At 71.9% G+C, this 8438-nt stretch carries 8 protein-coding genes and 1 pseudogene; 5 read left to right on the top strand and 4 right to left on the bottom strand.

Annotated elements, in window-relative coordinates; all coding sequences use genetic code 11:
• Positions 1-156 precede the first annotated feature (156 nt).
• Positions 157-585, bottom strand: coding sequence for a ribonuclease (locus tag ACFXB5_RS34160; RefSeq protein WP_385215314.1), 429 nt, complete (start codon positions 583-585; stop codon positions 157-159).
• A gap of 179 nt (positions 586-764) precedes the next feature.
• Here ACFXB5_RS34160 and ACFXB5_RS34155 point away from each other — a divergent pair, with 179 nt between their 5' ends.
• On the top strand, positions 765-1442 hold the full coding sequence (locus ACFXB5_RS34155) for a helix-turn-helix domain-containing protein (RefSeq protein ID WP_385215312.1): 678 nt from the start codon (positions 765-767) through the stop codon (positions 1440-1442).
• 14 nt (positions 1443-1456) lie between these two features.
• Positions 1457-1624 (top strand): DUF6126 family protein, encoded by a 168-nt coding sequence (locus ACFXB5_RS34150; RefSeq protein WP_385215309.1) that lies wholly within the window; start codon positions 1457-1459, stop codon positions 1622-1624.
• Between the two features lie 38 nt (positions 1625-1662).
• Here the strand turns inward: ACFXB5_RS34150 and ACFXB5_RS34145 are convergent, their stop codons facing one another.
• Complete coding sequence (locus ACFXB5_RS34145) at positions 1663-2505, bottom strand: AIM24 family protein (protein ID WP_385215306.1); 843 nt, start codon at positions 2503-2505, stop codon at positions 1663-1665.
• Positions 2506-2671: 166 nt separating this feature from the next.
• On the opposite strand from ACFXB5_RS34145, the gene ACFXB5_RS34140 reads away from it, so the two are divergent.
• Together ACFXB5_RS34140 and ACFXB5_RS34135 are read left to right on the top strand one after the other, a co-directional pair.
• Positions 2672-3529 carry a hypothetical protein gene (locus ACFXB5_RS34140; protein ID WP_385215303.1) on the top strand — a complete coding sequence of 286 codons (858 nt, stop codon included), beginning with the start codon at positions 2672-2674 and terminating at the stop codon, positions 3527-3529.
• Positions 3530-3903: 374 nt separating this feature from the next.
• Positions 3904-4059, top strand: a pseudogene (locus tag ACFXB5_RS34135) (oxidoreductase); the annotation flags it as partial.
• A 57-nt stretch (positions 4060-4116) separates the two neighbouring features.
• Here the strand turns inward: ACFXB5_RS34135 and ACFXB5_RS34130 are convergent.
• On the bottom strand, positions 4117-4332 hold the full coding sequence (locus ACFXB5_RS34130) for an EF-hand domain-containing protein (RefSeq protein WP_385215358.1): 216 nt from the start codon (positions 4330-4332) through the stop codon (positions 4117-4119).
• 267 nt (positions 4333-4599) lie between these two features.
• A complete protein-coding gene (locus tag ACFXB5_RS34125; RefSeq protein WP_385215301.1) occupies positions 4600-4749 on the bottom strand; it encodes a hypothetical protein in 150 nt (49 codons plus the stop codon).
• A gap of 414 nt (positions 4750-5163) precedes the next feature.
• Here ACFXB5_RS34125 and ACFXB5_RS34120 point away from each other — a divergent pair, with 414 nt between their 5' ends.
• Positions 5164-8343, top strand: a complete 3180-nt coding sequence (locus ACFXB5_RS34120) for an NACHT domain-containing protein (protein ID WP_385215298.1) — start codon at positions 5164-5166, stop codon at positions 8341-8343.
• Positions 8344-8438: the final 95 nt, after the last annotated feature.

The raw sequence follows: 8438 nt of genomic DNA, 5'->3' as shown, positions 1-8438 counted from the left end.
CCGGCCTGACCGAGTTCACCGGCTACCTCCACACCGAGGGCGAGTCCACCGTCGTGGGCCCGGGGGGGGGCGGGGGGGGCACCCCCCGGGGGCCGGGGCCCCCTGGGGGTCACCGGGGCCGCGGTCGCGGGGGGTGGCGGTCTTCGGTGGTCCGCGTCAGCAGCCGCGGTCCACCAGGTCGAACGAGGCGTAGTGGTCCGCGGTGTAGTAGTCCTCGTCCGTCTGCTTACCGGTGACGATGCGTCGGGCGCCACGGTCGTCGGAGCCCGGGGTGATCACGGTGTACTCGTGGTAGTAGCCGGAGGACTGGGACGGAAGGACGCCTTCACGGTTCTGGAAGACGGTGTCGTCCTGCGGGAACGGGTAGGGGCCGCCCTTCTCGATCAGGTCCAGGGTGTCATGGGCCTGGGAGGGCAGATCCGAGTAGCAGATATCGCCAACGGCGGCGATGACCTGCGACGACGCAACGGTCTGCGATGCCGCCGGGGTGACGGCGGTGGCCGCGGTGGCCGCGCCGCCTATGAGCAGCGTCGAGACGAGGGCGCCGAGGGCACCGATGCGGGCGATCCGTGGGGGGATTGTCATAGACATAGCATGACGCGCGTAGACGCTGTCGTGTCAATGCCAAGTGACGGCCGTTCTCCGGGAGTTCACAAGAGCTGCGCGAAGGGGCAGAAGAGGTAACGAAAGCGCAACCTCTCGCCTTTCTTGCCTCTGAGGCAAACTTTTTGCCTCAGAGGTCAAGGGCTGGCTATACCGGAGATATGAACCCGCTCCCCCACGGGCCCGCCGAGTGGCCCACGGGCGGACCGGCCGACGGTGCCCCCGGCGGACCGTCCGCCGAGCTGCCCACTGTCGCTCCCCGCCTGCGTGACCTGCGGCGACGCAGCGGTCTGACGCTCGAGGCCGCCGCCCATCGCGTCGGGCTCTCCCCCGCGCACCTGTCCCGGCTGGAGACGGGCCGCCGCCAGCCCTCGCTGCCGATGCTGCTGGCCCTGGCCCGTACCTACGGAACAACGGTATCCGACCTGCTGGGCGAGGTGCCCGCGGAACGGGACCCGGTCGTACGGGCCGACCGCATGGAGGCGCAGGAGGCGGGCGGCTGGACCTACTGGCAGGCCGGCGGCTCCGGCCGGGCCATGCAGGCGCTGCGGCTGCACGTACCCGAGCGCTCCGCCGCCCAGGAGGACCTGGTGCGGGTCCACCCCGGCGAGGAGTGGCTCTACGTCCTGGGGGGCCGGCTGCGGCTGACGCTCGGCGAGACCGTACACGCCCTCTCCGCGGGCGACGCGGCCCACTTCGACTCGCTCACCCCGCACCGCATCGCCGCCGCCTCGCCCGGCGGCGTGGATCTGCTCTTCGTCCACACGCTGCTGCAGAGCGGCGCGGCCGAGCTGTGCCTCGGCGACGCCGCTCGCCGAGGAAGGCCCGGTACGCCATGAAGGACGGGAACGACATGAGTGCGACGGATGCCCCGATGAACCCCGCGACGCCGGCCCGGACCGGCCCGAACGAGGAGGACCGGGCACCGATGAGCTTCACGGTCCGGGTCTTCATCTACCTCGTGGGCGTCCACTTCATCGCCGCTTTCCTCTTCTTCCTCTTCTACGTGGCGGGCGGGTAAGAGGCGGTGTCCCGGGGGCGCGGGGCGCGGGCCCCTCGTCACCCCGCGTGGGTGGAGAACATCCCGCCCGTCGGCCCCTGCTTGTCGCCGCCCTGCGCCTTCTTCAGGGCGTTCGCCAGGCCCTCGATGGTGAGCGACTGGAGGATCACCCGGCCATTGCCCTCCAGCGTGGCCAGCGACAGCCCCTCACCGCCGAAGACCGCGTTCATCAGCCCCTGACGGTTGAGCCCGCCGATGCGCTCCACGCCGTACTGGATGCCTTCCTCGAAGGCCACGATGCAGCCCGTGTCGACCTCGATCCGGCCGCCGAAATCGGCCGGGTTGAGATCGATGAAGTTGCCCGCACCACAGATGATCACGGTGCCGTGCCCGGTGAACTCCTCCAGGATGAACCCCTCACCGCCACTGCGCCCGGTCTTCCCGCCCTGGAAGGCGATCCCGAACTCCACGGTGGACTCGGCCGCCACGAAGGCGTCCTTCTCCGCGAACCACGCTCGCGTCCCGTCCAGCTCCAGCGCCCGCATCTCACCGGGCAGCACCCCCGCGAAGCCGACGGTGCCCTCGCCACCAGTGGCGGAGAAGTACTGGAACGCCAGCGACTCCCCCGCCAGCGCCCGCTGCCCCACCTGCATGGCGGTGCCCATGGCCTGGCGCAGCATCCCGCCCATGCCACCGCCGCCCGCGCCGCTGCCGCCATTGCCCCCGGCGGCCTGACCGCCGCCCCCGCCGCCCCCGCCGGGCCCGGACAGCCGGGTCTCCATCGTCACGTTCGACGTCTTGAACAGGAACTTTCCGGCCTCGCAGTAGACGGTCTGCCCGGGGTGGAGGGTGCAGACCGCCATCTGCATGGCGTTGCCGACGATCTCTTGCCGCAGGGTCACAGCCGCTCTCCTCGAGGTTCACATCAGGTGGTGTCAGGTGGTGCCATAACCAGACATCCGGGTCAACGTTCGACCCGGACCACCAGGTTCCGTGAGCTTGGCACAATGCCGGTCGTGATCCGGCCCCGGGTCGGTCCCGAAGGTCGGCCCCGAAGGGAGCATGGCGATGAACACAAGCGCCGCGACGACCGCCCGCACGATGTGGGCCCTCTACGAGCCGATCCACGCGGTCGCGTACTTCGCCCCGGAGGCCCGTGCCGCGTACGAGAACGCCGGGCTCCGCGGCTTCTGGCGCGGCTACTTCGCGGGCCGTGCCGCGCCTCTCGGACCGGTCGGGCCGGAGCCCGTCGTGGCGTCCTTCTTCACCTTCGCCCCCGCGATGGTGGCCCGCGCCCTGCCCGACATCTGGTCCCTGACCACTCCCGAGCGCGCCCTGGAGCTCCGCCGCGCGGGCGCCGCGGCCGCCCTCACCCGGCTGCTCGCCGGGCACGAGCGCGAGGTCGAGCGTGCCGCCGAGGCCCTGGTCCCCCGCGCGGCGGGCCTGGACGGCTCCGGCCGGGTGCTGGCCGCCGCGAACGGCGCACTGGACTTTCCCGACAAACCGGTCGAGCGGCTGTGGCACGCGGCGACCCTGCTGCGCGAGCACCGCGGCGACGGCCATGTCGCGGCCCTCGTCGCCGCCGGTCTCGACGGCTGCGAAGCCCTCGTCCTCCGTTCCGCCGTGGACGTCCCCCGCACCGAGCTCCAGCCCCACCGCGGCTGGACCGACCAGGAGTGGGACGCCGCCGCCCAGCGCCTGACCGACCGCGGCCTGCTCACCCCGGACGGCGCCGTGACGGAGCCCGGACGCGCACTGCTCCGCACGGCCGAGACCGCGACGAACCAAGCGGCGGAACGCCCCTGGCGCCCGCTGTCCCCCGAGCAGACGGCAACCCTGGTCCGGCTCCTCACCCCCCTCACCACCGCCTGCGCCACCGCCCTCCCCTTCCCCAACCCGATCGGGCTCCCGAAGCCGACGGGATGAGCGGTCACGCCAGGGGCGGTGCTCCGCGCGTTCCGGGCGAGGTGCCCAGCAACCTGGGCAAGCCGGCCCTTCCCCCGGCCGGGGTCGTCCGGCGGCACGGCCCACCGCGTGTATTCGAGGCGATCCGGGTCCCGCCCGGACTCCTTCGCCGTTGCGCGGACCACTTTCCACTGAGCCGTGCGTTCTTGGAGGGCCAACTCACCCCCCGGCGAAATATCCGTCTCCACACAGGCCGGCCCTGCGTGCGGCGCGACGGCTCGACCCACCAACGTGGATGGGCAGCGTCCTCGCAGCCGGCCGACCCCGGCGCCTTCGGACCGCCCAAGGATCGCGACCAGGCGATCGCCGTGCTGCGCGCCGGATCGGCGGAGGGCGCCGCCGAGAACATCGCGTACGCCGCGTTCTTCCCGCTCGGTGGCTTCAGCCCGCCGCAGTCGCGGACGCTCACCGATGTCGCTACCCGCCTCGGTGCCAGCCCGCAGCAGGCGGCTCTCGCGTGGCTGCTGCAGCGCTCGCCCTCGATGGTGCTGAACTGCGCCTCCGTCACCGCCCCGGCGCCGCGCGCGGGGTGACCGGAACGCCCGTGGTCAGTCCGCGACGCCCTGCATCGGGGCCCAGAACTCCTCGAACGACATCGTGCCGTCGCCGTCCGCGTCGAGTACGTCGATGAATCGCTGCGCCTGTTCGTCGGTGAGGTGCTCGCCGCGCAGCTCGGCGACGACCTGCTGGTATTCCTTGGCGGTTATCTGCCCGTCGGCATCGAGGTCGTATGCGTCAAAGACCTTGCGCGCCGCCGCTTTCATGTCCACCACGTGGGTTCGCCCTTCCTCGTTGGATGTTGCGCGATGCTACTGCGCATTGATCGACTGCAGCACGCCGAAGCGGGACGCGCGCCGGGCCGCCCAGATGGCTGCCAGGACAGACGACCAGACGGTGGCCGACCGTCGAAAGGCTCTCAGACAAAGCCGACGAGGCGTACGGCGAGTTGGTGAAGGTCATGTGCGCGACCGCGATCTTCGAGCCGGTCGTCAGCGGCCTCACCTCGGCGGACCGGGAACTCCCCCAAAGTTTCAGAAGGGCACGCCCGCCCGCTTGGCCACCGAGTACGTGTCGGCGACGCGCGTCCAGGCGTCGGGCGACTGGGTGGCGTGCGCATAGTTGGTCCCGTCGGCCAGCACACCGGGGAGCTTCTGAAGGTGGGAAGCCCCTTTGGACCGCATCAGGCCCGCCGACAAGAACGGTTAAGCCTGCCCACCAAGCGCGCTGCCCTGATCGATCCGGGTGATGTGATCGGCTACGACGGCGAGTGGCGCACGGTCAAGGAGGCGTCGACCACCCAGGGACCGATGGGCGGGTTGGCCATCGTGGTCACCGGGGAGGAGGGTGGCGCGGCGCGCTTCCCTGCCGGGGACGAACTCCTCCTCGGTGTACCGCCCCGCCTGCCACCACATAGGGGCGTCCCGGCCTCCCGTGCCCCACGGGGTAGTTGACTGGGCGTAAGCGGAACCGCCGTGCCGCAGGGGTCCCGGTTCCTAGGCTGATGGGAAGCCGGAATCCGCCGGGCCGTCAGGCGGCGATGGCCGGCCGGAACCGGATCGGTGCCAGAGTGGTGCGCCCAGAAAGGGGTGTGCGGAGTGAGCGCTGAGGCAGCTGCCATCAATCTCGGGCGGACGGTCGCGACCCGCGTCGTGCGGTTATGGCTCGAGCCGCGCCGGCGCGAGCAGGAGAGCCGGATGGAAATGTCCGCCCTGGTCCGGCGGCGGGTGCCGGGGCTGCGGGCGCAGCGGGGCGTGGAGCGGCAGTTCGAGCAGATCGCGGATGCGGTGGCGGCGCGGCTGGAGCCCATGTGCGGGCATGAGTTCCGCGGTCTGGAGGAGGGCGGGCGGCAGGCGGCGCTCGACGCCGTGACGGCGGCCTTCGGCCGCGCGGACCTTTCCGACGAGGCGATCCTCGGGTCCGACGCCAACCCCGCCGAGCTGGCCCGCCGGGTGCGGGCCTCCGCTCCCCCGCCCGCCGGGCTGGGCGAGGCGGCCACCCACTTCTACGAGCTGGTGCTGGCCGAGTGCTGCGACTGCTACGTGCGGATCCTGCAGCGGCTCCCGGTCTTCACCGAGCGCGGGATCGCCGAACTGCTGGGGCGGGTCGGCGAGCTCGGCCCCGAGCTGAGCCGGGTGCTGGAGCGGCTCCCCGTCAGATCGCTGTACGCGCCGCAGGGGGCGGATCAGGACGCCGCCTTCCGCAGGGAGTACCTGGAGTTCCTCAGCCGCACCCTGGACGAGGTGGAGCTGTTCAGCTTCACGGCCGGTCAGGCCCCGCGCACCAAGTTGTCCGTCGCCTACATCAGTCTGCGGGTCAGCACGGACGGAGACGGCCGGGCGGCCCGGCGGACGGCCGACGGGTCCGCCGACCGGATACGGACGGGCATCGGCGACTGGGACCGGGCCGAGCAGGAGGCGTCGGCGAGCGTACGGGTCGAGGCGGCGCTGCGGCAGTCGCCGCGCGTCCTGCTGCGCGGGGAGGCGGGCTCGGGCAAGACCACGCTGCTCAACTGGCTGGCCGTCACTGCCGCGCGGGGCGCGTTCGGCGGGGATCTGGCCGACTGGAACGGCCTGGTCCCCGTCCTCGTCAAGCTCCGTCACTACGCGAACCGCGAGCTGCCGCGCCTGGAGCAGTTGCTGGACGTCACCGCCGGGCCGCTGACCGGCCATATGCCCGCCGCCTGGGCGGACCGCCAGTTCCAGGCGGGCCGGGTGCTGCTCCTGGTGGACGGGCTGGACGAACTCGTCGCGAGCGAGCGGCGCAAGGTCCGCGACTGGCTTCGGCTCCTGCTCAGCGCCTACCCGGACACGCGCTCGGTGGTGACGACCCGGCCGACGGCCGCGCACGGCGACTGGCTCCGATCGGAGGGCTTCGCCCCGGTGGGCCTGGACCGGATGACCCCCGCCGACCTGCGCGCCTTCGTACGGCAGTGGCACCAGGCCGTACAGCTGCACTCCGGCGAGGCACCCTGCGCGCCCGAGGAACTGCCGCACTACGAGCGGGCGCTTGTGACCAGCCTCCAGGACCGGCCCCATCTGCGCGCGCTCGCCGCCAACCCGCTCCTGGCCGCCCTGCTGTGCGCGCTGCACCTGGGGCGGCGCAGCCGGCTGCCGCGCAACCGCATGGAGCTGTACCGCATCGCGCTGGAGCTGCTGGTGCAGCGCCGCGACGCGGAACGCGGGGTGCCCAGCGCCATGGACGTAACGCTGAGCCTCACCGACAAGCTGTGCCTGCTGCGCGATCTGGCGTGGCGGCTGTCGGACAACAACCGCAGCGAGATCGCCCGGGAGAAGGCGCTCGACCACGTCACGGCCAAGCTGCGGTCGATGCGCCATCTGGGGGTGGAGGGCGGACCGGTCCTGGACCATCTGGTGACCCGTTCCGGAGTGCTGCGCGCCCCGGCCGACGACCGCGTCGACTTCCTGCACCGCAGCTTCCAGGAGTATCTGGCGGGAGAGGAGGCGGCGGTCGAGGACCGCATCGGCAATCTGATCGAGCGGGCCCATCTGGACACCTGGCGGGAGACCATCATCATGGCCGCGGGCCATGCCAACCGCGGCCAGCGGGAGGAACTGGTCACCGGCATCCTCGACCGCGCGGGAGCCGAGCGCCGCCATGCGCGGGCGTTGCGGCTGTTGGCCGCCTCCTGCCTGGAGACCATGGAGTCGGTCCCCACCGGGCTCACCGGGCGGCTGGACCACAACCTGGGCGTACTGGTACCGCCCCGGCGCGTAAGCGACGCGACCTCGCTGGCGGCCGTCGGCGAGCCGGTGCTCGGCAGGCTGCCGCGCTCGCTGGGCGACCTGACGGAGACCGCCGCCCGGGCGGCGGTGCGCACCGCGGCCCTCATCGGCGGCGAGGGGGCGCTGGGTCTGCTGACCGGGTACGCGGAGGACGGGCGTGACTGGGTGCAGCAGGAGCTCGTCAACGCGTGGAAGTACTTCGACCCCGATGAGTACGCCCGGCGGGTGCTGGCCCGGCTACCGCTGGAGGACGTCCACCTCGGCCTCTCCCATCCCAGCCAGTGGAGCGCGGCCACGCGACTGCGGTCCGCGCGGAAGGTGGGGATCAACTACCCCTTCACTTCGGGACTCGACGCTCTCAAGGAGCTGCCCCCGCTTTCCCGGCTGTCGATCAATCAGCTGATGGACGAGAACGACCTCAGCCCGCTGGCCGACCGCCCGGAGCTGACGGACCTCTCGGTCAATGGAAGGGGGCCGTTGAGAGGCGTCAACGTGCTGGAGGGATTCACCCGACTTCAGTGTCTGCAGCTCAGTTACTGGTCGCCGCTGCCTCCACTGGACCAGCTCCCGCTGCCGCGGTCACTGACCAGACTGTCGCTCGGAGAACTGCCTGCCGATCCCGATCTGGGATTCCTCGACCGCCTCCGGCCGCTCGACTATCTGTCGCTCGACGGCTCGGGGGAAATGCGCGGTCTCATGGATTCCGCCCCGCTCCTCGGCGTCGAGCGGCTGCGTCTGGCCGGATTCGATCTGACCGAGCAGCTTCGGTCGTTCCCGGCCGCCGGTCTCCGGGCGAAGCATCTCGGCTTCTACCTCTGTGGCCTCCCGGCCGATCTCAGTCCCCTCAACGCGCTCCCCTCACTCAGCACGGTGTTCTTCGGCATGTGCGAAGGCCCGGTGCCCGGTCCACTGGATCTGTCCTCGCTGGCGGGCCGCCCGGCCCATCCCCGCCTCACCGTCGAGGTGGGGACGGGGCAGGTCGTCACGGGTACGCGCGATCTCGGTCCCGGCGTCCGCGTCCGGTATCTGTAGCGGCCCGCCGGGGATGAGGGCCAGGAGCCAAGCAGGTCGGAGGAAGTCCGCTACGGTTCGGGCAGCGGCCCCGCGGGGCGCGGGGGCCAGGGCGG

The sequence above is a fragment of the Streptomyces sp. NPDC059455 genome (assembly GCF_042750115.1).
Taxonomy (GTDB): Bacteria; Actinomycetota; Actinomycetes; order Streptomycetales; family Streptomycetaceae; genus Streptomyces; species Streptomyces endocoffeicus.
Note: the sequence above shows the minus strand (reverse complement) of the source record. Positions and strands in the feature narration are given on the sequence as shown.